The organism is Symplocastrum torsivum (genome assembly GCF_059505465.1).
Window position 1 is genome coordinate 1 of the sequence record NZ_JCACKQ010000076.1, and the last position, 20,816, is coordinate 20,816.

22 protein-coding genes are annotated in these 20,816 nt (G+C 45.8%); 11 read left to right on the top strand and 11 right to left on the bottom strand.

Annotated elements, in window-relative coordinates:
• Nucleotides 1-181: 181 nt before the first annotated feature.
• From AC5JL3_RS21495 to AC5JL3_RS21510, 4 genes are all read right to left on the bottom strand, one after another.
• A complete protein-coding gene (locus tag AC5JL3_RS21495; RefSeq protein ID WP_496076449.1) occupies nucleotides 182-517 on the bottom strand; it encodes an SDR family NAD(P)-dependent oxidoreductase in 336 nt (111 codons plus the stop codon).
• A complete protein-coding gene (locus tag AC5JL3_RS21500) occupies nucleotides 487-660 on the bottom strand; it encodes an SDR family NAD(P)-dependent oxidoreductase (RefSeq protein WP_496076417.1) in 174 nt (57 codons plus the stop codon). Before AC5JL3_RS21500 ends, AC5JL3_RS21495 begins: the two co-directional genes overlap by 31 nt.
• Before the next feature lie 88 nt (nucleotides 661-748).
• Nucleotides 749-883 (bottom strand): hypothetical protein, encoded by a 135-nt coding sequence (locus AC5JL3_RS21505; RefSeq protein ID WP_496076418.1) that lies wholly within the window; start codon nucleotides 881-883, stop codon nucleotides 749-751.
• 442 nt (nucleotides 884-1,325) lie between these two features.
• Nucleotides 1,326-2,540, bottom strand: a complete 1,215-nt coding sequence (locus tag AC5JL3_RS21510) for an RNA-guided endonuclease InsQ/TnpB family protein (protein ID WP_496076419.1) — start codon at nucleotides 2,538-2,540, stop codon at nucleotides 1,326-1,328.
• A 294-nt stretch (nucleotides 2,541-2,834) separates the two neighbouring features.
• Here AC5JL3_RS21510 and metK point away from each other — a divergent pair, with 294 nt between their 5' ends.
• Both metK and AC5JL3_RS21520 read left to right on the top strand, forming a co-directional pair.
• A complete protein-coding gene (gene metK, locus AC5JL3_RS21515; RefSeq protein ID WP_496076420.1) occupies nucleotides 2,835-4,097 on the top strand; it encodes a methionine adenosyltransferase in 1,263 nt (420 codons plus the stop codon).
• Nucleotides 4,098-4,202: 105 nt separating this feature from the next.
• Nucleotides 4,203-4,580, top strand: coding sequence for a YkvA family protein (locus AC5JL3_RS21520; RefSeq protein ID WP_496076421.1), 378 nt, complete (start codon nucleotides 4,203-4,205; stop codon nucleotides 4,578-4,580).
• Between the two features lie 3 nt (nucleotides 4,581-4,583).
• Here AC5JL3_RS21520 and AC5JL3_RS21525 read toward each other — a convergent pair whose 3' ends face one another.
• The 4 genes from AC5JL3_RS21525 to AC5JL3_RS21540 all read right to left on the bottom strand — a co-directional run bounded on the left by AC5JL3_RS21525 (nucleotide 4,584) and on the right by AC5JL3_RS21540 (nucleotide 8,763).
• Nucleotides 4,584-4,805 carry a hypothetical protein gene (locus AC5JL3_RS21525; protein WP_496076422.1) on the bottom strand — a complete coding sequence of 74 codons (222 nt, stop codon included), beginning with the start codon at nucleotides 4,803-4,805 and terminating at the stop codon, nucleotides 4,584-4,586.
• Between the two features lie 79 nt (nucleotides 4,806-4,884).
• Nucleotides 4,885-7,614 carry a PAS domain S-box protein gene (locus tag AC5JL3_RS21530; RefSeq protein ID WP_496076423.1) on the bottom strand — a complete coding sequence of 910 codons (2,730 nt, stop codon included), beginning with the start codon at nucleotides 7,612-7,614 and terminating at the stop codon, nucleotides 4,885-4,887.
• 316 nt (nucleotides 7,615-7,930) lie between these two features.
• Complete coding sequence (locus AC5JL3_RS21535; protein ID WP_496076424.1) at nucleotides 7,931-8,191, bottom strand: hypothetical protein; 261 nt, start codon at nucleotides 8,189-8,191, stop codon at nucleotides 7,931-7,933.
• 329 nt (nucleotides 8,192-8,520) lie between these two features.
• Nucleotides 8,521-8,763 carry a hypothetical protein gene (locus AC5JL3_RS21540; protein WP_496076425.1) on the bottom strand — a complete coding sequence of 81 codons (243 nt, stop codon included), beginning with the start codon at nucleotides 8,761-8,763 and terminating at the stop codon, nucleotides 8,521-8,523.
• 117 nt (nucleotides 8,764-8,880) lie between these two features.
• Between AC5JL3_RS21540 and AC5JL3_RS21545 the strand changes: the two genes are divergently transcribed.
• Nucleotides 8,881-9,435 carry a DUF6009 family protein gene (locus AC5JL3_RS21545; protein ID WP_496076426.1) on the top strand — a complete coding sequence of 185 codons (555 nt, stop codon included), beginning with the start codon at nucleotides 8,881-8,883 and terminating at the stop codon, nucleotides 9,433-9,435.
• Between the two features lie 130 nt (nucleotides 9,436-9,565).
• Here the strand turns inward: AC5JL3_RS21545 and AC5JL3_RS21550 are convergent, their stop codons facing one another.
• Nucleotides 9,566-11,269, bottom strand: coding sequence for an NAD(P)H-quinone oxidoreductase subunit 4 (locus AC5JL3_RS21550; RefSeq protein ID WP_496076427.1), 1,704 nt, complete (start codon nucleotides 11,267-11,269; stop codon nucleotides 9,566-9,568).
• A 358-nt stretch (nucleotides 11,270-11,627) separates the two neighbouring features.
• Here AC5JL3_RS21550 and AC5JL3_RS21555 point away from each other — a divergent pair, with 358 nt between their 5' ends.
• The 5 genes from AC5JL3_RS21555 to AC5JL3_RS21575 all read left to right on the top strand — a co-directional run bounded on the left by AC5JL3_RS21555 (nucleotide 11,628) and on the right by AC5JL3_RS21575 (nucleotide 14,807).
• Nucleotides 11,628-12,059 carry a hypothetical protein gene (locus AC5JL3_RS21555; protein ID WP_496076428.1) on the top strand — a complete coding sequence of 144 codons (432 nt, stop codon included), beginning with the start codon at nucleotides 11,628-11,630 and terminating at the stop codon, nucleotides 12,057-12,059.
• Between the two features lie 172 nt (nucleotides 12,060-12,231).
• Entirely contained in the window at nucleotides 12,232-13,251 is a 1,020-nt protein-coding gene (gap, locus tag AC5JL3_RS21560) for a type I glyceraldehyde-3-phosphate dehydrogenase (protein WP_496076429.1), read from the top strand.
• 198 nt (nucleotides 13,252-13,449) lie between these two features.
• Entirely contained in the window at nucleotides 13,450-14,241 is a 792-nt protein-coding gene (locus AC5JL3_RS21565) for a YdcF family protein (RefSeq protein WP_496076430.1), read from the top strand.
• Between the two features lie 124 nt (nucleotides 14,242-14,365).
• Nucleotides 14,366-14,518: a hypothetical protein gene (locus tag AC5JL3_RS21570; protein WP_496076431.1), complete on the top strand. Its 153-nt coding sequence runs from the start codon at nucleotides 14,366-14,368 to the stop codon at nucleotides 14,516-14,518.
• A 61-nt stretch (nucleotides 14,519-14,579) separates the two neighbouring features.
• Nucleotides 14,580-14,807, top strand: a complete 228-nt coding sequence (locus tag AC5JL3_RS21575) for a hypothetical protein (RefSeq protein WP_496076432.1) — start codon at nucleotides 14,580-14,582, stop codon at nucleotides 14,805-14,807.
• Nucleotides 14,808-14,836: 29 nt separating this feature from the next.
• Here AC5JL3_RS21575 and AC5JL3_RS21580 read toward each other — a convergent pair whose 3' ends face one another.
• Both AC5JL3_RS21580 and AC5JL3_RS21585 read right to left on the bottom strand, forming a co-directional pair.
• Nucleotides 14,837-15,058 (bottom strand): ferredoxin-thioredoxin reductase variable chain, encoded by a 222-nt coding sequence (locus AC5JL3_RS21580; protein ID WP_192217032.1) that lies wholly within the window; start codon nucleotides 15,056-15,058, stop codon nucleotides 14,837-14,839.
• 135 nt (nucleotides 15,059-15,193) lie between these two features.
• Entirely contained in the window at nucleotides 15,194-17,185 is a 1,992-nt protein-coding gene (locus AC5JL3_RS21585) for a protein phosphatase 2C domain-containing protein (protein WP_496076433.1), read from the bottom strand.
• 343 nt (nucleotides 17,186-17,528) lie between these two features.
• On the opposite strand from AC5JL3_RS21585, the gene AC5JL3_RS21590 reads away from it, so the two are divergent.
• The 3 genes from AC5JL3_RS21590 to AC5JL3_RS21600 all read left to right on the top strand — a co-directional run bounded on the left by AC5JL3_RS21590 (nucleotide 17,529) and on the right by AC5JL3_RS21600 (nucleotide 20,814).
• Nucleotides 17,529-17,963: an NfeD family protein gene (locus tag AC5JL3_RS21590; protein WP_496076434.1), complete on the top strand. Its 435-nt coding sequence runs from the start codon at nucleotides 17,529-17,531 to the stop codon at nucleotides 17,961-17,963.
• An 81-nt stretch (nucleotides 17,964-18,044) separates the two neighbouring features.
• Nucleotides 18,045-19,043: an SPFH domain-containing protein gene (locus AC5JL3_RS21595; RefSeq protein ID WP_496076435.1), complete on the top strand. Its 999-nt coding sequence runs from the start codon at nucleotides 18,045-18,047 to the stop codon at nucleotides 19,041-19,043.
• A gap of 322 nt (nucleotides 19,044-19,365) precedes the next feature.
• A complete protein-coding gene (locus AC5JL3_RS21600) occupies nucleotides 19,366-20,814 on the top strand; it encodes an adenylate/guanylate cyclase domain-containing protein (protein WP_496076436.1) in 1,449 nt (482 codons plus the stop codon).
• Nucleotides 20,815-20,816 lie beyond the last annotated feature (2 nt).

Here is a 20,816-nt window from a genome sequence, read left to right on the forward strand (position 1 = left end):
TAAGTATATTGTCTCATTGACAACAATTACTTTGCCTTAACTTGTCACGAATGCATCTCCTCTATCTCCCTTAATACATCAGCCTTTCAACCCGTTTTAACGGGTTCTAGCTTTCAGCCCGTTCGCGTTCGCGAAGCGTTCTCGAAGAGTACTTTAGTTCAGGGCTTAAGACAGTGCCATTCTACTTAAGCGTGAACCCACCATCGACAACTAAGACTTCACCCGTTACTGCATTTGCTCCGACAAGATAAATAAATGCTTCACCAATTTCGGTATCGCTAATAAATCGCTTGATGAGAGTTTCTTCAATAAACTCATTTGTCATTTCTTTGGGCATAGCTTCATGATTTGGCGTGTAAACAAATCCGGGAGCAACGGCATTAACGGTGATGTTTTGGGCAACTTCCTTGGTAAGAGTTTTCGTGAAATTAATTACAGCCGCTTTTGCCGCTGAATAAGCCATGACACCTTGCCGCCCTGTATGTTCTATTCCTCGAATGGAAGCCGTATTAATAATCTTTCCTGAACCTTTGCACCGCTTGAATTTGACTTGAAGTTCACAGCAATCTTAGTGTTTTCTCTAGCAAATCGGAGCGCGATCGCTTTCCCAATTCCACTTGAGGAACCAGTAATAATGACAATTTTTTCTTGAAACTTCATAAAAGCCTGCGGGGTCTTGGTGGCAGGTGCTAGGTGTTAGGTGGTAGGGCGAAAAGGCAATGCATAAGGAACCCAAAACCCTAATTTTTTACGTCTTGTTGTCATAGTGCTGACCTGTATGTACCAACTGCCAGTCAATTTCTGGATAGTGCCTGAGTTGTCGCAAGATCGGCGCGATTTTCATAAAATTCGGACGCGCACCCACAACATTTAAAATTTTCATCCGCTGTTTTACATTAAAGATGCATTCCCTTGTGAACATATTGGCTTGAGTTTGTATCAAGTTCAGCTAAATAATTCACGTTATTTACAATCCTGAATCATTTATCAGGAGTTAGGGCTAGCGCAGTCAGTTACAACGAACACAAACAACTGATAACAGACGAAAAACGAAAATTTAATATACGAAGCGAACCCACTAACCTAACATAACTATTGAATAACCCAGTTTACCTGTGTTACCTACCATCATCACTAGCAAGAAACTGCCTTGAGTCGATTTGCTCCAAGCGTTTTTTTGTCGTAGCTGACTCGGTTTAGTAGATGAGTCTAATTGAAAGTTAGCGGTGAGGGATGAGGGGTGGAATCTAGAAGACAAGGGAGAAAAAGCTCCTGATTTCGTTTATTTGATCGTCCGTATTCAGCCTTTTTTGGCACTCCCCCTTTTAGAAAAAGGGGGATTCTTGGGTCAAAAGGGAGCTATTGCTTAACCCCTCGCCAAGCATCTTGACCGTATGTCCTACGGCTGCAAGTCCACGCTGCATCACTATTTGAGCGGCGGCAACGTCTCTATCAGTTGTGTATTTACATTCACTGCAATGATGAATCCGATCACTCAACTCTTTCTTACCCGTGTGATGGTTGCAATTAGGGCAAGTTTGACTGGTTCCATTCGGATTCACTTTGGCAAAGTACACACCACGCTTCCAGCACACCCACTCAAGAATTGAGAAGAACTCTCCAAAACCTGCGTCCAAAGTATGTTTTGAGAACATTCCCTTAGCCCAAGCGATGACGTTTAAGTCTTCAGCAAATATCATTCCAACCCCGTCACATAATTGATGCGCCAATTTGAAATGAAAGTATGAGCGAGAGTCGTGAATGTGTTCGTGCAGTCTCGCTACTTTGGCTTGAGCTTTGCGCCAATTGTTTGAACCTTTAACTTTGTGACTTGCTCGTTGTTGCAGCAATCGCAGCTTGCGTTGGAGTTCCACAAAAAACCGAGGTCTAACAATCTGCTCTCCCGTTGAGGTAGCAAGAAAACTCTTTAACCCCAAATCAATACCAACAGCTTGACCGTGTGGCATGACATGAGGTACGTTTATATCCGCTTGAAGCGTGAGCATGACATACCAACCGGATGCCCGTTTCACCACTTGAGCTTGCTTAAGAGCAAACCCATCAGGGATAGGGCGTGACATCAGCATTTTGACCCAACCCACACCAGGAAGTTTAACTTTATTTCCTTGGATTGGGTTGATTCCCAACTGAGGAAACAATAGTGAGCGCATTCTCCCCTGTTTCTTGAACCGAGGAAAACCACGTCCTGTTTCCCACATCCCAATAAATGCTTTCTCCACCCTTCTCAATACCTGTTGCAGCATTTGTGAGTGTGCCGCTTTCAAGTCAGGGTTAGATTTTCTGGCTTGAGTTAAAGCCTTGCATTGAGATGCAAATGTTGGTCTAGGCGCATCAGCCGAAATGACATACTCGCTTTTTAGACTACAAGCGTCTATCCTGCATGATCTTGACTGATACCAATCCTTGCGCTCAGCTAACGCAAAATTCCAGACTCTACGAGCGGTTTCTCGCCATGCCTCATAAGTCTGGGATTGTTGGTGCGTTGGCTTTAAGCGGTAGGTATAAGTTAGATTTAGCATATATCTATTGTATCTTAAAAACAGTTAATCTGTTTTTAAGACTGAATTTATTCAGTCATTCGCTTATATCCCCCTGTTGAAACGAGGGGGCTTTACACATCACGACTCGTAAAAAACCTACCCTTGTGAGGGTCTCCAATCCCCAACCCCCAGTGATGAAAAAGTTGACCGATCAGCCTAAAGATGCAATTGTTGTTAAGATCGTGGGCTAATGTTGGTATGATGGTGGGTTACAATCGCTGAAATTCGCCCAATCCGGCATTGCTCCAGCAACCATTCAAGGAGAATTTATCGTTGACTCGTCGCTACCTATTTACCTCAGAATCAGTTACCGAAGGTCATCCCGACAAAATCTGCGATCAGATTTCTGACACGATCTTGGATGCCCTCCTGTCTCAAGACGAACGTAGTCGTGTTGCCGCAGAAGTTGTTGTCAATACTGGCTTGCTGCTAATTACCGGCGAAATCACCTCCAAAGCTCAGGTTAATTTCGTAGATTTGGCACGTAAGAAGATCGCTGAAATTGGTTACACCGATACCGATAATGGCTTCTCTGCCAATAGTTGTTCTGTCTTGGTGGCTTTAGATGAGCAATCTCCTGATATTGCCCAAGGAGTCACGACAGCCCAAGAAAGCCGGGAGGAGATGAGTGAAGATGAATTAGATGCGATCGGTGCTGGCGACCAAGGTTTGATGTTTGGTTTTGCCTGCAACGAAACACCAGAAATGATGCCTTTGCCGATTAGTTTGGCGCATCGAGTCTCTCGACGTCTAACTGCCGTGCGTAAAGCAGGACAACTGCCTTACCTGCGTCCCGATGGCAAAACGCAAGTTACCGTAGCCTATGAAGACGGACGCCCTGTCGGGATCGACACAATCCTGATTTCCACCCAGCATACAGCCACGATTGACAACATTACCGATGAGGTAGCCGTTCAAGAAAAAATTAAAGAAGACCTGTGGGCAGCGGTTGTAGAACCCGTTTTCTCAGAAATAGATATCAAGCCAGACGACGAGACTCGCTTCCTTGTCAACCCCACGGGCAAATTTGTGATTGGTGGTCCTCAGGGAGATGCTGGATTGACGGGTCGCAAAATTATTGTTGACACTTATGGCGGCTATTCCCGTCATGGTGGTGGTGCCTTTTCTGGAAAAGACCCCACGAAAGTAGACCGTAGTGCAGCTTATGCGGCTCGTTATGTTGCCAAAAACATTGTTGCCGCAGGTCTGGCTGATAAGTGCGAAGTTCAGCTAAGCTATGCGATCGGTGTCGCTCGACCTGTCAGCATGATGATTGAAACCTTTGGCACTGCCAAGGTAGAAGAGGAGCGCTTGCTGGAGTTGGTGAAGCAGCATTTTGAACTGCGTCCTGCTGGAATTATCCAAGCCTTTAACCTACGCAAACTGCCATCACTGCGTGGTGGTCGCTTCTATCAAGATGTTGCAGCTTATGGTCACTTTGGACGCCCAGACCTAGAGTTACCTTGGGAGCAAACTGATAAGGCTACGGTGTTGAGAGACGCACTGACTCAGCAGCTTTCCGTTTCAATGGGATAAGTTCTCTTGTACGCCCCTTGTCTGAAAATAGGCAGGGGGAGGCAAGGGAAGCAGGAGAGATAATTTTTCTCATCCTTTGTTGTCCCACCAGGTATGGAGTTTAGGATGCAGACCTGGAAGCAACGGGCTAGGCAGCTTAAAGAAGAAACATACGCCATCTACATTGCCTGTAAAGACTCAAGGGTACCCTGGTATGCAAGAGTTTTTGCAGGTATTGTTGTGGGTTATGCTCTGAGTCCGATTGATTTAATTCCGGATGTGATTCCAATTCTTGGTTATTTAGATGACCTGGTTTTGGTGCCGTTGGGAATAGTTCTGGTACTAAAAATGATTCCCCCAGCGGTTTTAGCGGAGTGCCGTACCAAGGCTAAGGCGGCGCTGGCTGAAGATAAACCCAAAAGCTGGATGGCAGCCTTTGTGATTGTCGCTATTTGGTTGGTTTTGGGGATTTTAGGTGTGATTTGGCTAGGACGCATCCTGTAAGATTCAAGGGATTGGGGATTGAACCCGCTTTGAAAATCCTAGTGAAGCGCGGTTGAAATAACTGATCTGCGAGAATGCCCCTATCTCCCCATCATCCGGCGAAGTGGCTTCAAACCCACTTTCCGCACCCTGAAGTGTCACACTACGAATTTTGGCTTTTTGGGGATTTTGGTTTTGCGATCGCAAAACGGATTTTCCAGTTCTTTGTATAAAAAGTGACCCCATCAGGTCGCTAAATTCCGCAAAAACCGATTGTGACAGTAGCGGGTGCGGAATGTGGGTTAGAAACTTTTGCCGTGATGCACTAGGGTTGCCTAATGGGAATGTAGATAAAGAATGCTGAACCCAGGTCAGGTGCTGAAATACACTCCAATTGTCCGCCGTGTTTTTCGACCACAATCTTGTAGCTAATGGACATCCCTAAACCTGTACCCTGACCAACAGGTTTAGTTGTAAAGAACGGATCGAATATCCTACGGCTTACATCAGGTGTCATACCACACCCGTTATCACTAATTAGAATGATTAATTGATTGCGGTCAGTTAAAACTCCTGTACAAATCGAAATGCGACCAGGACGGTTTTTGATATCTTCAACCGACTGATTTTTGTTGTACTCATCTATTGCGTCAATTGCATTACTCAGGATATTCATAAATACCTGATTAAGTTGTCCAGGGTAACACTGTACTGTCGGGAGGTTGCCGTAGTCTTTAGTGACTTCAATGTCTGGAACTTCTAATTCTTTGGCTTTGAGGCGATGAGAGAGAATCATCAGGGTATTATCAAGACCCTCGTGAATGTCTACCCATTTCATGTCGGCTTCATCTAGCCGCGAAAAGTTCCGTAAACTGAGGATAATTTGGGAAATGCGATCGGCTCCTAGTTTCATCGATGAAAGAATTTTGGGCAGGTCTTCCTTGATGAAATCAAGTTCAATTGCCTCTGTTTCAGCTTGAATGGCTGCTGCTGGATCGGGATGGTATTTTTGATAGAGTTGAATCAGGTTGAGCAACTCTTCGGTATATTGGTTGACGTAGGTGAGATTACCGTAGATGAAGTTGATGGGGTTGTTAATCTCATGAGCCAGTCCCCCAACCATTTGCCCTAAAGAAGACATTTTTTCGCTTTGAACCAGTTGGGCTTGGGTTTCTTGGAGTGCATCCAAAGCTTGTTCCAATTCGGCCGCTTGCTCTTGGGCTTTAACGGTAGCTGTGCGACTTTGATGCAAGAGTTGGGCTTGGTCAATTGCGATCGCAAGTTGATCTGCAACCGCTTGCAAGAGTTCCACTTCAGAGTCACGCCAAGGACGAGCACCGCTAGAGTGACCACAGCTAACTACACCAATTTCCCCAGATGTTGTATGAATTGGTAGTGCCAACATCGCTGTGTAACCCACACTAAAAAAGAACCTTCGCTCTATTGGATTACTTAAAGCCCTAGCATTGTCTACACGAGTGATTTCCTTGTCGAAAGCCCTCGCTGTCAAAGGACCAAACGTTGTAATAGAGATGCGGTGCCCAATTAGGCTAACCAAGTCTTCTGTCTTGGCTTCTTGAATCACCTCCCAACAAGGAGGAACATCATCAGGTCGATACCAAAGGAAGAAGCAGCGATCAATCTGCAATAGATTACGGATTTCATGAACAGCGGTTTCTAGGATGGTATTGAGGTCAAGGGAACGACGAATCTGGCTCGAAAGTTGGTTAAGCAGTGCCTCCCTCTGGGCAAATTCTCGAAATCTCGCTTCTGATTGCCGTAGTTCCTCCTCTGACTGCTGGCGCTCAAGCATCGCTCCCAACCACTGCGCCATCAGCTTCAACAGCTCTTTTTCTTCAACTGTAAATGGGTGATGACGTGCCTGAAGGCTGAAAAAGCTCAAGGTGCCATAAACGTTACCATCCACAATGACTGGCATCCCTATATAGGCTTCGATTCGGCTGGCACTGTAAGCGGGGAAGCGACACCAGCGAGACGTTCCCGCCGATTCAAAAGCAATGGGTTCTTTTGCTCCCAAGGTCACACGGCAATACGTCTGCTCCAGATTCCAGATATTACCTTTGGTAAGTGGGAAGTTGGATTTGGGTGGAACTTGAGCAGCAATCACTTCATAGAGAGCATTTTCCACTCGACCTAAAGCGCCCATCTCCAGACCAAACCGACGGCATCCTAGTGCCAACAGTCCTTGCAAGCGTCGCTCAAAGCTGAGTTTTCGGGCTGAGCTTATCTTGTACAAGGAACGAAGGGCTGCTTCTGTGCGCTTACGCTCGGTGATGTCGCGGTTAACACCCATCGTGGCAATCGTTCGATCTTGCTCATCTTGCAGCAGTACAACAACTGTTTCGCAGATTCCTTCACTTCCGTCTTTCCGGATAAAGTGAATCTCGCCCCGCCAGCTTCCCTGCTTGGCTATATTATCTAAGATCTTTGGGGTCAGCGTTGCTGCTTCAAAGAGTCTGTGCAAAATTCCAGGAGTCTTACCCAAAACCTCAGACTTGGAATAACCAAACATTCTTTCGGCGGCTGGGTTCCAGTCAATGATGCGACCTTTTAAATCAGTGATGATAATGCCGTCATAGATGGTTTGAAATGTCAGTGCTTGCTGACGTAGCATTGCCTGTGTCTGCTTGCGCTCGGTGATATCATTTCCGGTGCTGATAATATACTCAACCGTACCCTCATTAGTGACTAGAGCCGTGCTTGACCAGGCGACGCGGCAACGTTTCCCATCCTTCGTTACCCAGTAGCTTTTGTATTGGCACTCTGAAGAACTACCAGCTTTGAGATTCTCGCAAACGGCTTTGAATGGCTCCACCTCTTCCGGAATTAAAAACAGTTCCCAATGTCTACCCCTAACCTCATTGAACGAGTAACCTGTTGTTTGTTCGCAAGCCTTGTTAAAAGCAACGATTCGTCCCTCTCGATCAAGTGTCACCATCAAGGCATTGACTGTATTAAGTTCGGTAAAGACGGGTTCTAGTTCTTTGTTCGATTTCCACTTGGGTTCTGTAGTCTCAGTCCCCGATACTCTCATGTAATCTAGGCTTTTATTTATATTTTGGGTAGAAACTTGGTATCAAAAACCCTCTAAAAAATCGGAACTCTGTTGCCAACGTTAGAGAGTAACAAAGTATACTTGATGATTTTAATAAATCTAATTAATAAGAAAATGCGAAAGCTAATAAATTTTAATAATACTAAAAGCAGCTTAAGATAATCAACTTAAAGTAGCAGGATTGCTAAGATACCATAGGTTTACATTCCCGACTTCTTTAAGAAGTCGGGAATCTCGCCTTACTAAAAAAGCTGATAGCTGACAGCTTTCTGCTATAAGTTGGGGGAAACAAGCCTTAGTCAGGAAATTGAAGTTTCTGCCAAACTTCCCAAACTTCACATCTAAACTCTTCGGGAAGTTTCATAAATTCAATAACTACCTCTGCCCAGTTATATGCAGTTCCAAGCAAAGTAGCCCACTGTTTTGCGCTTTCTTTAATTTGGTCTAAATCTGAGTGTTGATATTGTAGATAAATACCCTGGCAACCACAATTCTGAAAAGAATATTTTTTATTTAAGGAATCTACTAGTATTTCCGTTGTTAATTCAGAATTCATTAAGGACTCTACCTAGATATAAAGTATAATATTTTGACGTAAGAACTACAACAAATGTATTGACTCTTCTGAATCTGAGCTTAACTGTTACTTTTTGCCCCTAAGTCAGTCTAAAGAAGTAGATTACTGTAAAGCCAGTGCGTATTCAGAGATAACAGGACTTACGTGACTAGCCACTTACGGTCTAAAGAAGTTGTTTGATAAGTAATGGCAAGACAATCAGCTAATCCATTGCAGAAACTGGTACCAGGTTAGGGAAAGGTAGGAAGTGCGATCGCTATAGTGCCGAGTATTTCCGTCTACTAGCAAGAGGACAAAGGAGAGATCAGCTATGCTTGCGATCGCCAATCTGCTGACTCCTCTGTATCCTGCTTGACTGCTGGATTGGGAGAAACGATAAGAACCCTACGCCCAATCTGATCTACTAGCTCACTTTTAGAACTTAGCCCCAACTCTTGCGCGATCTCTTCAAGTCCACGCGCACCCGTAGGTGTAACCGTCAGATTAAGACTTTTCTTTAATTCATCGTGATAAACGGGTTCCCCCCTCATCCGTTTTTTACCTTTTGGCATATCAGCTATTAATATACGCGCATATTCTATTATAGCGCCTGCCATGCATTGCCATGCATTGCCATGCATTGCCATGCTACAATATCGACGTGACAAATCATAGAAGAGCAAGTGGCAATGGGTAGTAATGTACGCGAAAAAACTCTAATGGACGAGAAAGAAATTATTTGGATACAAGACCCAAATAATTTTCCTTGGGTTAGGGAAGCAGAGACTGACTTTTGTCAAAGGCAGGGGATTTCAATGTCCAGAAAATCAGACTTGGAAGCAGGAGAGACGATACTTATCGGATATGCAGATTTGGAAGAGGATGCTCCACCTGCATTTACTGAAGCTGGACATGAATACTTCTTTAGGCGGGTGTTCACTATATGCAAAGGTGATTTTGAAGCTTATGGAGATAAAGACTGCCCAACAGAAGCGGTAGAGCCTTCAACTATTTATCCCAAAGTAAAGGGGAGTTCTCCTAAAAGAAAAGCACAAATTGCAGTCAGGCTGCCTATAATACTCTTTAAAAAACTCAATGCTCATATTCAAACAACTGGAATCTCACAAACACAAGTAGTCATTTCTGCTCTAGCAAAATACTTAGATACTCCTGAAGAAATTTCTTTGCCTGAAAGAGTTCTCAATTTAGAAAAACGAGTTGCTGCTTTAGAGGCTAAGGATTAAGGGATGAGGAGCTGACGTATAGGTCTAACTGTTAATCGTATCGCTTATTAAAGTTGTCAGTTAGACAAAAAAGCGATCGCACCTTTAATATAAGCTGTGCGATCGCCTAATTTTACTAACAGAAATAAACTTACTTCACGATTCCCAAAACAGGCATTAATTTGGATTCTGCAACGTTAGGAACTAAAAATCCTTCCGCATAAATCTGGGGATTCATTTCTGCAATTTGTGTATAAGATTGGCGAACCTGAGCATTCACTGCAACAGTTTTTACGTCGTACATTTGCATAGCCATCTTGGGATATACGCCAATCCCGATAATCAGCAGCAGAAAGCACAGAGCAATAAACACTTCACGAGGTCTGGCATCGCTAAATTTTGCATCGACAGGCAAGACACAGTTTGTACCGAAGCAAACCGCCTCCTGATTTCCCTGATTCTTCAAGTCTGCATCAGTAATATCGCACACAGGTGCAATGTCACAGCTAGGTACTGCACCAGAGTTGTAAAATACCTCTCGCAACATGGAAAGCAGATAAATCGGCGTGAGGATGACTCCTACTGCCGCTAGGAAGACTGTTACGGTGCGGAAGCTTGAGCTGTAAATGTCGCTAGTCGTCACACCGACGAAAACCGAGAGTTCGCTAGCAAAGCCGCTCATCCCCGGCAGGCCCAATGATGCCATCACACCGATTGTAAACAGGGCAAACACGGTAGGCATTGCCTGACCAATCCCGCCCATTTCTTTCATCGCCATCGTGTGAGTGCGATCATAAGTCACCCCAGCTAAAAAGAATAGTAATGAAGCAATTAAACCGTGGGAAATCATTTGCAGCATTGCGCCGTTGATACCCAAGTCAGTAAACGACGCAATCCCCAATAGGACAAATCCCATGTGAGAAACCGACGAATACGCTAGGCGACGCTTCATGTTGGACTGGGCAAAGGAGTTAAACGCACCGTAGATAATATTGACAACGCCCAGAATCGCTAAAACAGGTGCAAAGTAAATATGTGCATCAGCAAGAAGTCCTAAATTTAGGCGAATCAACCCGTATCCACCCATCTTCAGCAGTACGCCCGCTAGTACCATTGATACGGGAGAGGATGCCTCGCCGTGTGCATCCGGTAGCCAGGTATGAAGAGGGAAAACAGCTAGCTTGACACCAAAGGCAACTAGTAATCCCGCATAAAGCAGCAGTTCTAAAGCAAGTGGGTAATCCTTCAAGCCCAGTTCAACCATATCGAAGGTCACATTATCGCCGTAGAATGCCATTGCCAGACCAGCAACCAAAATAAAGATAGAAGCGGCGGCAGTATAAAGTAAGAACTTCATCGCGGCGTACTGACGCTTCTGACCCCCCCAAATCGAGACGAGTAGGTAGACGGGAATCAGTTCTACTTCCCACATAATGAACAGCAGCAGTATGTCTTGCGCCACGAATACCCCAATCTGTGCGGAATACAGCACAAGCATCAGGCAATAGAAGAGGCGAGGTTTGAGATCGACTTGCCACGCTGCAAATATTGAGAGTGTCGTCACTAGTCCTGCCAGAAGCACAAGCGGGGCTGAAACTCCATCGATTGAAACTGCCCAGTTTAGACCTAACTGAGGCACCCAGGCATATTGCTCCACGAGTTGAAAAGTAGCGCTGCTCGGATCGTAATGCTTCCAAAAGACGTAGCACATCAAGACAAAATCGATGATACCCACACCTAGTGCATACCACCGCACGCGCTTGCCGTCTTTATCAGGCACAAAAGGGATAAGCAGTGCAGCAACGAGTGGCAGTAGGACAATTGTGGTAAGCCAGGGAAATTGATCCGCTATCATGGCACTAGGAAAAAATACTTATTTCTGTATGTGATTATCTTATTAAACTTTGTAAACCTTTATTCATAAAAATTTTCCCTAGATCAATATAGGCATCTCTATAGGTAAAGGTTGAGGCTCTCTCAGACGCTTCTGAATTTGCTTGCGTAAGACTCTTAACGGTTGACTGTTAAATAGAAGGGACTTACAGTTAACAGTCAACAAGAACCAATAGAATATCTAAGTTGAATGCGTGATAGCTTAATACTCAGTAGTCAGAGGTTCCCTGTTATTGTGCAACTAATACCTGATAGCAGACTTCAAAACTACAGCTAATTATTCACCAGCTCGATCAACCACCACTAGCTGCCAACCCGTGATGAGCGAAAAAAGTGACAAGACAGGTCTTAAAAAAAACCTAGCTAGTCTGTCCGGGGGACTTTCCACTGGACTAAAGGTTTGGTTGTTTTTTCTATTCTGCTTTTACTTTCTGAAATACTCTGTGCCATTAAGCATCCTGCTGGGTGCAGTTGGGGGGTTGGCAAGTACAGTGATGGTTGCCTGGTGGAAAAGCAAAGATGAACCTAGCGCCTCAAAGCGAGACAATGTAGAGCCGGGAGAGGACTCAGAGGACGATTCCAGCCATTTGAGTGGAATACGTTTAGCTAGGCAGCGGCGAAGAAATAGAGGAAAGACGCGATCGCCAAGTTTACTCAAACCTCTGAGTGGTTTTTTTGAAAAGAGCAATAAGCGAACTCAGAAGCGACGTCGTCGAGTCATCAAATCCCATGAGGATTCTTACGAGGAGTAAGTCTAGGGTTTCATCTGTTCATCACAGCATTATTAGCCGCGTCAACCATAAGTCAAGGATGACCGCTTGGTTATTTGTTGTTGGTTGTTTGTAAAACAATACTAATAACAAACAACTAATAACAAACACCTCAAATCACGTCCAAAAAAACTGACCAAAAGGAGCTTTCGTTATGGCTACCGCAAAAGTAGGCATCAATGGATTCGGTCGCATTGGGCGACTCGTTTTTCGCGCCGGACTCAATAACCCCAATATTCAGTTTGTCTGCATTAATGACTTAGTTGCTCCAGACAATATCGCTTATTTGCTGAAGTACGACTCAACTCACGGTCGCTTTCAAGGCACAGTAGAAGCTAAAGAAGACGGCATCGTTGTCAACGACCAGTTTATCCCCTGTGTCTCCGTGAAAAATCCGGCTGAACTGCCTTGGGAGAAATATGGTGTGGATTATGTAGTCGAATCAACAGGCTTATTTACTGATTATGCCGGAGCATCCAACCATCTCAAGGCTGGAGCAAAGCGAGTAATTATCTCTGCTCCAACAAAAGACCCTGATAAAGTACCAACCTTGCTTATTGGTGTCAATCACGAGCAGTTTGACCCAACTCAACACACCATCGTTTCCAACGCCAGTTGCACAACTAATTGTCTGGCTCCTGTGGCAAAAGTGATCAACGATAAATTTGGTCTGGCTGAAGGTCTGATGACAACTGTTCATGCGATGACTGCCACTCAGCCAACTGTAGATGGCCCTAGCAAGAAAGACTGGCGGGGAGGACGAAGCGCAGCGCAGAATATCATCCCAGCGTCCACTGGTGCAGCAAAAGCCGTCACCCTTGTACTACCTGAACTAAAAGGCAAGCTGACAGGAATGGCATTTCGAGTACCAACGCCAGATGTATCCGTTGTTGATTTAACGTTTAAGACCGAAAAGGCAACCAGCTATAAGGACATTTGTGCGGCAATGAAGGAAGCCGCTGAAGGCTCACTCGCCGGCATTCTTGGCTACACGGAAGAAGCCGTCGTCTCAACTGACTTTCAAGGCGATGCCCGTTCCAGCATCTTTGACGCGGACGCTGGGATCGAGCTAAACTCGAACTTCTTTAAAGTGGTCGCTTGGTACGATAACGAGTGGGGCTACTCTAATCGTGTGATTGACCTAATACTCGCGATCGCACAGAAAGAAAATTAATTGTTGGTTATTGGTTGCTGGTTGTTAGTTGTTAGTTATTAGTGGTTAGTTAGTAGTGATTGCTACTCAAGACAAGGACAGTGAACTGAAAGGCAAAGAAGGGATTACCTGTTTAGAGGCAATGTCTTATGCCCATTAACTTGAAACCCAACAACCAACAACCAACAACCAATCACCACTAACCACTAACTACTTGTAATGTTTTTATTTCTCTCAAAGCTATTACCGTTATTCCTCTACCCCTTGGGGTTGACGTGTGTATTATTGGTTGTGGCTTTGGTGATGTTGTGGCGACGCTCTCGTTGGGTGCCAGTGCCAATAGCACTAGCCCTAATTGTCTTGTTGCTAGGAAGTAATGCTTGGGTCGCGAATGGCTTAGTGCGATCGCTTGAGTGGCAGCAAATCCCCAAGGTAGAATTACCAAAAGCGGATGCGATCGTGGTTTTAGGTGGTTCGACCAAATCAGCGTTTCCACCTCGACCCAGTGTTGATTTGAGTGAAGAAGGCGATCGCGTTCTCTATGGTGCCCAACTTTACCGAGAAGGAAAGGCGCCTTTGGTAATTGCTTCGGGTGGTCGCATCGCTTGGCGTGGCGGTGGTCCCTCCGAGTCGGCTGATATGGCAGAGATACTAAAAACTCTGGGTGTCTCAGCCTCCGCCATTTTACAAGACCCAACCTCACTGAACACCTACCAAAATGCTGTCAACGTGCGGCAAATTATGAAGCAACGAGGCATCCGTCGAGTGTTACTCGTCACCTCAGCGATGCATATGCCGCGATCGCTTGGAATTTTCCAGCGTCAGGGAATCGAAGCGATCCCCGCACCTACTGACTTCCTCATCACTGAACAAGAAATTGAGGAACCGAACACTACCCCTGAAGCGACAATTCTGAGTCTCCTACCAGATGCTGACCGCTTACGAAATACAACTCGTGCGCTCAAGGAATACTTGGGAATGGTAATCTACCGCCTCCGAGGGTGGCTATGACCTGTTGGGGAATTTAATACTATTAAGAAAGCAACCACCCAGAGTTAAAACTCTATGCTTTCAGCTTTAGTCCACTTAAAGTGGACTAAAACTCTTATCCAGTCGTCTAAAGATGACTTGAGCTATGAGACAGTGGTTAAAACCACTGGTGGATGAAAATCCTTCTGCCTTCTGCCCTCTGCCTTATTTTCAGATTAGATGTCAGCAAAAACAAGCAGAACACCTCCAGTTGTTCACCTGCATCTTGAAAGACAGTGCATCTGGTGGTTGCTATTGATGTGTTTTCTCACCGACTTAGTTAACTCATAACACTTTGAAAACCCCTATTTTTAGCCATAATGCCCGAAGAACTTCGACGAATTATTCCAGCGCCGCCACCACCTGCTGATATCTTTGCTACCTACCAACTTGCTCACGAGTTTCACCAGGAAGCACAGCATCGGCAGGAGCTTGAGCGCTACTGTGAGTGGTACTACCTGACAGCCAAACGCCACCGCAATGAGTTGCAGAGGATGCAAGGCGACATCAACCTGTTTGGTTGGTTCTGTCGCCGCAAGTCTCAATAGAATTTTTTCACAGCAGTAAGCGTCAGACATCAGAGGGTTTCGAGTTCGTCCTCGCGGAAGTGAGCGCGAAATTTTTTGTCAAACTGGACTAACACTGGCAGGTTGGCGCTTACGGGTCTGCCGTGCCACTCTGTAATGAAGCCGATAACTTCTCCCTCTTGCCCTTTGGCATCAAAAGGCTCATTGCGATGAGAAGGATTGTGGTAAACGATAACAGATTTTGTAACGCGGACGCGATCGCCAACTTTCATACATACAGCTCATGTTCTCTCCAACAGCCTGCTCTCAAGCCGAAACTTGCCCAGGCAATCTTACTATTCTTGCACAGCAATGTTCCTTCCTTAAACGAGTTTCAAATTACTTCTCCTTTATGGGGCTACAACGATTTAACTATCTGAGTTTGACGGGGGTTCTGATTTTGACTGAGGATTGTCTAGCGTTTCGACGGGGAAGAAGCGATCTCGTAACTGCTTGAAGGCATCAGGATTCAGTAGCCATTGAGCTGTCAATAATGCCGCGCCCGCAGACACGAGTACCAACAGAACTCCTATAATCCCCACAATTGCCTTGAACCATTCCTTGGTTGAACTCACCTCAGCGAGTTCCCTTTCCTCATCCATTTCCGCTTCACCCGATTCAAGCGCCTGATGAGAGCCAGCCAATTCAGCATCTAGATTGAAGGAATAGCTAGTCGTTCCGAGTGGGTTTTCTCCAAGATTTAGCACGACTGGATATTGTGGAGAAACCGCACAGTAGGTGAGGACAACGGAGGTGTTGTCATGACCATTCTTCTGATTTGCCAAGTCAATTAAAGCTTGGACAGCCGCCTCTAGAGAAAGTTTGCCGCTGAAGACATCTCGCGGGTAATCCATGCTAAATTTCTCAACCAAATCATTGTCACTTAAACCATCGGAACACAAAAGCAGCAAGCCGTCTTCTTCTAAAATGAAGCGTCGTACTGTTGGACGCAGTAATTCAGCATCCCGTGTGCCTACAGCTTGAGTCAGTGCGCCAGCATCAGGACGCTTCAATGCCGCGCGATACAGACTCCGACCCATTTTTGCTTCCCTTGTTGCCACATCATCATCAACAGTCAACTGCTGGCAGTAGCGCGGGGTTATCCAGTAAGCGCGGCTATCGCCTACACTCGCGATGTAGAGTTCGTGAGCATTGCCCTGACCATCTGCCATCTTCACCACCTGTGGCAGTTGTAGCGCCAGGATAAGCGTTGTTGCCATGCGGCGCCGGGACTCTCGTTCTTGTTGGTCATTGCACGAGGCAATCAAGTTGTTCGCCACTCGGATAATTGCACAAAGTTGCTGAGCAACTAATTCCGGTGTCATAATCTCCGGGTCTTCTGTCAACTCTGCGATTAGCGCCCGAACTTGGAGTTTAATTGACTGCACTGCCATTTGGCTTGCTACTTCCCCACCTTCATGACCACCAATGCCATCACAAATAATTGAGAGGTGAGGAATCAAAGGGTCACGCAGTTGATTGGAGTCTGTCGGTAAGTCAGCCAGTGTTGGATAGTAGCTATCTTCGTTGTGCCCATGACGAGGGCCAGTATCCGTCGCCCCAGCAACTTGTAGACGCAGAGGCTGTCGCGCCGCTTGTTCGATTAGTAACTGATTGAGGGATTGAGCGATCGCTTTTAAGGATGGGTTCTCTGCTTGCAACTGCTCAGCAATCTCCTGCAACTGAGACGCTACCGATACCGAGGCTTTGCGGCACCAAGATGCCCAACATTCTCCTAGCTGTTTGAGACTCGCTGTCATGGGGGGTTTGAGCAGGGTGCTTCTTGCGCCTGAAGCTGTTCCCGCTTCCAATGAATCTGAAGAACTTGCGCCGTTACCTGTCGAGGCAGCCGCTAACTCTCGATTCGTGTCTTTCGCCACATCTATATACAGTTCCCGCAGCCGCAGGCACCATCCTTCAACCCGAAGATTATCGGGAATTAAAAGACTTGAAGCCACACCCGCTTCTAAGAGTGGTGTCCACAGTTCCAGAATCTGCCACAGCCAGTAAACCTGCCGTACCGCCGATGCGCTTGTCCACATCGTTGTAATCGCGGGATACAACTCACCATTGGTATCAATCGGTGCATTCTCCAGCAAAACAACCACCGACTCATCCACCTGGCACACTCCATACACCTGTGGGATATGGAGACGGTGAGGATACAAGCGTAGATAAGGGAGGATATTGCCGCCAATTTGCTCAGGAACTTCTGGTGGGAGTTCTGGTTGTATATCCTGCCAAATTCGTGGCGCAACAACGGTGTATCTCTCTGTAACTTGTTCTCCTGCGGAAATATGCACGGCAGCGGAACCAACTGCCCAGAGATAGCGATTCATCAGCGGCTCGGAACTGCTCATAAGTGTAAGAACGGGTTAAAAAACACCACTACGTTAATTTGTATGCCAGAGCGGTTAAACCCAAGACGGCTAGGATACATTGGATTTAGCCTCACGATCTCAATACGTCTATGTCGATAATACAGATGCCATTGAAGTCATCAAACTGATAAATAAAACTATTGCTCTGTATCTAGGGAGACTAACCGAATCGGGTCGGCTTGTAAATTGGCATAGATCATCGAGAGAATCACTAATCCAGCTACTGCATCCTTAATGGACGATAACTGGCTCGGACAAAAGCTGTAATTAAGATATCAACTCTTGAATCCTTTCTTATAACGCACTCTCACCGAATATTGATATGCCATTGCTAAGTCCTGCAATGCTCTGGCTCCTAGCAGGGTCGATTCTTTGTCTACTAGAACTATTTGTCCCAACGGCTTTTGTCGCTTTCCTGATGGGACTGAGCGCTTTTGTTGTCGCGCTTGTCGCGTTGATGTTGCCGACGGTGTTGAGTGTGCAAGTGCTGCTGTGGCTCTTGCTGTCTACCTCGCTTGTCGTTTTATCCCGTCGCTTCTTACCACATCCGACAGCCTCCAAAAATCTGGATGCGATGGAAGCTCAAACCTTAACGGAAATCCCACCAGGGCATACAGGACGGGTACTTTACGAAGGCAATTCCTGGCAGGCGCGTTGTGAGGATGAGGAAATGGCGATCGCACCCAATCAAAAAGTTTATGTAGTCAGACGGCAAGGCACCACCCTAATTGTCCTGCCACAGAGCTTGTTGCAGTAATCAACTCAGTCGGTTCACGTACAAAAAACGGTATCCACCACATTTGGAACATTATCCAAACATTTAGGAGACTTAAAAAAGATGGAAAGTTTCTTCGGTTGGCTAATTATCTTGGCACTTGGCGGTTCAGGGCTTGCTAGTTCGGTCAAGATTGTTAATCAAGGTAATGAAGCCTTGGTTGAACGTTTGGGAAAATATAGCGGTAAGAAAATGGGGCCAGGTCTCAACTTTCTGATCCCTGTCGTTGATCGCGTGGCATTCCAGGAAACGATTCGGGAAAAAGTCCTGGATGTTCCACCCCAGCAATGTATCACTCGTGACAACGTTTCAATTTCTGTTGACGCTGTGGTCTACTGGCGCATTATGGATATGGAGAAAGCCTACTACAAAGTCGAAAATCTCCGCCTAGCGATGCAGAACTTGGTGTTGACCCAGATTCGCTCGGAAATGGGACAAATGGAACTTGACCAAACCTTTACCGCCCGTGCGGAAATCAATGAAATCCTGCTGCGAGAACTAGATATTGCAACCGATCCTTGGGGGGTTAAAGTCACGCGGGTAGAACTTCGAGATCTCATCCCTTCAAAGGCTGTGCAGGAATCTATGGAATTGCAAATGTCCGCAGAACGTCGAAAGCGGGCATCAATCTTGACTTCCGAGGGGGAACGGGAATCGGCTGTTAACTCTGCTAGAGGTAAAGCGGAAGCCCAAGTGCTGGATGCGGAAGCACGTCAAAAAGCGGCAATTTTAGATGCTGAGGCACAACAAAAGGCGATCGTTCTTAAAGCTCAAGCAGAACGCCAGCAGCAAGTCTTGAGGGCGCAAGCTACCGCCGAGGCTCTGCAAATTGTTACTAAGGCACTCAAGGGTGACGCAAATGCCCATGAAGCGCTTCAGTTCTTAGTTGCCCAAAGTTATTTAGAGATGGGTACGAAGATTGGCAGCAGCGACAGCAGCAAGGTGATGTTCATGGATCCACGCAGCATTCCGGCAACACTTGAGGGGATACGCTCAATTGTTGGTGATGGCAATCAGCACCCTCAATCCCTGAGTTTTGATTTGGATAAGCTGAACCGTTAAGCCGTTAATTGGTAAACCGCTCTCACATTTCACGGACTTAAGCGAAAAGTAATCGTTCGTTAGAAAAAACCCGGATTGGGGACATTGCCCCCAATCCCTCATCAAAAAATTACTTTATGACAACGCAAGACAGACCCCATGAGCTGCACTCACTAACATTGCGATGAAAGTCTCTCTCCCTACCACCTACCACCTATTTCCTAGAATGAGGGTAGTGTCAAAATTTCAAGATATATTAAGTAAATGCGATAATAGGAATCAAACAGGAAATTCCGGTTGAGGGTGCAAGAACCGACCGCAAATCATTCCTTGGCAACATCAGATGAATCCTTCGTGTGAGGAGAGTAAGCCAAACCTAGTCAGCAGGGAAGCATCTCTCCAAGCCTTCTTTAATCTTTCCCCAGATCTGTTGTGTATCCGTGGCAGTGATGGGTTTTTCAAAGAACTCAATTCAGTTTGGAGAAGTACCCTAGGCTGGACGCTAGATGAATTGCGATCGCGTCCCTGGTTGGACTTTGTTCATCCCGATGACGTTGCCTTTACCTTTGATGTAGAGCGTCAATGTCAGACTGAGGGGGCAAACTACACTCCCATACAACTTAAAAATCGCTACCGTTGCCAAGACGGGAGCTATCGCTGGCTGTCCTGGCGCTTATCCGCCTATGAAAACGGATTAAGCTATGGTATTGCCCAAGATGTTAGCCAAAGCAACTGGCGAGGCAGTGGGACGTATCGCACAGAAGTACAGGAAACTGTGAAGCTACGAGATCAGGCTCTCACTGCCAGCAGTGTAGGAATTGTGATTGCCGATACTCGATTGCCCGATATGCCCCTCATCTATGTCAATCCAGCCTTTGAACAAATAACAGGTTACTCCGCTGCTGAGGTACTGGGTTATAACTGTCGTTTTTTGCAGGGGACAAAGACTAGTCAGCCTGCTGTCGCTGAACTCCGTGCTGCGATTAAAGCTGGAAAACACTGCACCGTTACCTTACTCAACTACCGGAAAGATGGGACTCCCTTCTGGAATGAGTTAACAATTTCACCAATTCATGATGACGACGATAACCTAACTCATTTTGTTGGTATTCAAGCTGATATTAGCGATCGCATCAAAGCAGAACAAGCCCTCCGTTTGGAAAAAAACAAGTCAGAACGGCTATTACTCAATATTTTGCCCAAGCCCATTGTTGAACAATTGAAACGGTTTGAGGGTTCCTTAGCTCAACAATTTACTGAAGCCACAATCTTGTTTGCCGACATTGTGGACTTTACCCCCTTGTGTGCCCAAATGCCTCCCTTAGAACTGCTCAATCTCTTAAATCAGATTTTTTCTGTTTTTGATCAATTGGCAGAAAAACATGGGGTTGAGAAAATTAAAACGATTGGTGATGCCTATATGGCGGCTGGCGGTTTGCCTCTACCTACGGATAATCATGCAGAAGCGATCGCTCAAATGGCTTTGGATATGCAACAAGCAATTCACCAGTTTAAAACACAACAAGGTGAATCGTTCCAAATTCGCATCGGCATTAACACCGGGCCCGTGGTAGCTGGTGTGATTGGGATCAAAAAGTTTAGCTATGACCTTTGGGGTGATGCCGTCAATGTTGCATCCCGTATGGAATCCAATGGAATTCCAGGAAGAATTCAAGTTACGGCAGCAACAAAAGAGCGTCTACAGGATAAGTATTTATTTGAAGAACGGGGTGCGATCGCAGTTAAAGGCAAAGGGAAAATGATTACCTATTGGCTTGTAGGAAAAAAGTAATT

What these genes read in the sequence shown, in the direction of transcription:
- AC5JL3_RS21570 (WP_496076431.1), top strand. Translation starts at nt 14,366, where the DNA reads ATGAGACAGTGGTTAAAACCACTGGTGGATGAAAATCCTTCTGCCTTC.
- AC5JL3_RS21565 (WP_496076430.1), top strand. Translation starts at nt 13,450, where the DNA reads ATGTTTTTATTTCTCTCAAAGCTATTACCGTTATTCCTCTACCCCTTG.
- AC5JL3_RS21600 (WP_496076436.1), top strand. Translation starts at nt 19,366, where the DNA reads ATGAATCCTTCGTGTGAGGAGAGTAAGCCAAACCTAGTCAGCAGGGAA.
- AC5JL3_RS21555 (WP_496076428.1), top strand. Translation starts at nt 11,628, where the DNA reads ATGAGCGAAAAAAGTGACAAGACAGGTCTTAAAAAAAACCTAGCTAGT.
- AC5JL3_RS21585 (WP_496076433.1), bottom strand. Translation starts at nt 17,185, where the DNA reads ATGAGCAGTTCCGAGCCGCTGATGAATCGCTATCTCTGGGCAGTTGGT.
- AC5JL3_RS21550 (WP_496076427.1), bottom strand. Translation starts at nt 11,269, where the DNA reads ATGATAGCGGATCAATTTCCCTGGCTTACCACAATTGTCCTACTGCCA.
- AC5JL3_RS21580 (WP_192217032.1), bottom strand. Translation starts at nt 15,058, where the DNA reads ATGAAAGTTGGCGATCGCGTCCGCGTTACAAAATCTGTTATCGTTTAC.
- AC5JL3_RS21595 (WP_496076435.1), top strand. Translation starts at nt 18,045, where the DNA reads ATGGAAAGTTTCTTCGGTTGGCTAATTATCTTGGCACTTGGCGGTTCA.
- AC5JL3_RS21510 (WP_496076419.1), bottom strand. Translation starts at nt 2,540, where the DNA reads ATGCTAAATCTAACTTATACCTACCGCTTAAAGCCAACGCACCAACAA.
- AC5JL3_RS21535 (WP_496076424.1), bottom strand. Translation starts at nt 8,191, where the DNA reads ATGAATTCTGAATTAACAACGGAAATACTAGTAGATTCCTTAAATAAA.
- AC5JL3_RS21545 (WP_496076426.1), top strand. Translation starts at nt 8,881, where the DNA reads ATGGGTAGTAATGTACGCGAAAAAACTCTAATGGACGAGAAAGAAATT.
- AC5JL3_RS21500 (WP_496076417.1), bottom strand. Translation starts at nt 660, where the DNA reads ATGAAGTTTCAAGAAAAAATTGTCATTATTACTGGTTCCTCAAGTGGA.
- AC5JL3_RS21520 (WP_496076421.1), top strand. Translation starts at nt 4,203, where the DNA reads ATGCAGACCTGGAAGCAACGGGCTAGGCAGCTTAAAGAAGAAACATAC.
- AC5JL3_RS21575 (WP_496076432.1), top strand. Translation starts at nt 14,580, where the DNA reads ATGCCCGAAGAACTTCGACGAATTATTCCAGCGCCGCCACCACCTGCT.
- AC5JL3_RS21505 (WP_496076418.1), bottom strand. Translation starts at nt 883, where the DNA reads ATGAAAATTTTAAATGTTGTGGGTGCGCGTCCGAATTTTATGAAAATC.
- AC5JL3_RS21540 (WP_496076425.1), bottom strand. Translation starts at nt 8,763, where the DNA reads ATGCCAAAAGGTAAAAAACGGATGAGGGGGGAACCCGTTTATCACGAT.
- AC5JL3_RS21525 (WP_496076422.1), bottom strand. Translation starts at nt 4,805, where the DNA reads ATGGGGTCACTTTTTATACAAAGAACTGGAAAATCCGTTTTGCGATCG.
- gap (WP_496076429.1), top strand. Translation starts at nt 12,232, where the DNA reads ATGGCTACCGCAAAAGTAGGCATCAATGGATTCGGTCGCATTGGGCGA.
- AC5JL3_RS21590 (WP_496076434.1), top strand. Translation starts at nt 17,529, where the DNA reads ATGCCATTGCTAAGTCCTGCAATGCTCTGGCTCCTAGCAGGGTCGATT.
- AC5JL3_RS21530 (WP_496076423.1), bottom strand. Translation starts at nt 7,614, where the DNA reads ATGAGAGTATCGGGGACTGAGACTACAGAACCCAAGTGGAAATCGAAC.